The sequence below is a fragment of the Hansschlegelia beijingensis genome (assembly GCF_045505405.1).
In the GTDB taxonomy this organism is placed as follows: domain Bacteria; phylum Pseudomonadota; class Alphaproteobacteria; order Rhizobiales; family Methylopilaceae; genus Methylopila; species Methylopila beijingensis_A.
The window spans coordinates 1-817 of the sequence record NZ_JBJKEX010000641.1 but is presented as its reverse complement, the minus strand read 5'-3'; the positions used below and the strand labels follow the sequence as shown (position 1 = coordinate 817).

The window sequence follows — 817 nt, the reverse complement described above, 5'->3', positions numbered from 1 at the left end:
GCGGCCATCATGGCGGCCTCCCGCGCCGTGAGGGCCTTGGCGTCCTTGCCGAAGGCGCGGCGCGCGGCCGCCTGCGCGCCGAAAACGCCGTCGGGGCCCCATTCGGCGATGTTGAGATAAACCTCCATCACCCGGCGCTTGCTCCAGACCAGATCGATCCAGTGCGCGAGCGCGATCTCGAGCGGTTTGCGCACATAGGCGCCGCCCTGCCAGAGGAACAGGTTCTTGGCGACCTGCATGGCGATGGTCGAGGCGCCGCGGCCCGGACCTGAGTCGCCGCCCGCCTTGAGGACGCCGCCGATCGCGCCCCAGTCCACCCCGTGATGCTGGCAGAAGCGGGCGTCCTCCGAGACCAGGACGGCGCGCTGCAGCGCGGGCGAAATCTGGTCGAGCGGCGTCCAGACGCGCTCGACCGGCCGTCCGGTCGCCCAGCGAGCGAGCATCAGCGTCGAGACCGGCGGCACGACCGCATAGACCGGCACGAGGATGATCGGCAGCGCGATCAGGGCGATGAGGATGCGCATCACGACGGCGGCCGCGGACGTCCTCGGCCGAAGCCTGCGGTCCGAGGACGCGCGCGCCAAGAACGCCATCAACCGTCTGCTCCCCGTGTGCCCGCTCGCCGCAACCTAGCAGACGGCGCGAGGCAAGCCACGCAGGGCCGCCGCTTGACGGACTGGCCCCGGTCGGGCAGCGCAGACGTCGCAACGCGACCGGTCCCGGAATCCGCTCATGCAGCAGTCCTCGTTCGATGACCTTCGCGCCGATGTGGCGCGGCGCGCCGAGGCGGCGCTCGAGGCGCTGCTGTCGCCGCAGG

The 817-nt window shown here is 71.8% G+C and carries 1 protein-coding gene; it reads right to left on the bottom strand.

Annotation, left to right across the window (positions count from 1 at the left end; genetic code table 11):
• A partial coding sequence (locus tag ACIKT0_RS19345; protein ID WP_407106891.1) for a biosynthetic peptidoglycan transglycosylase occupies positions 1-593 on the bottom strand: 593 nt, incomplete at its 3' end.
• Positions 594-817 lie beyond the last annotated feature (224 nt).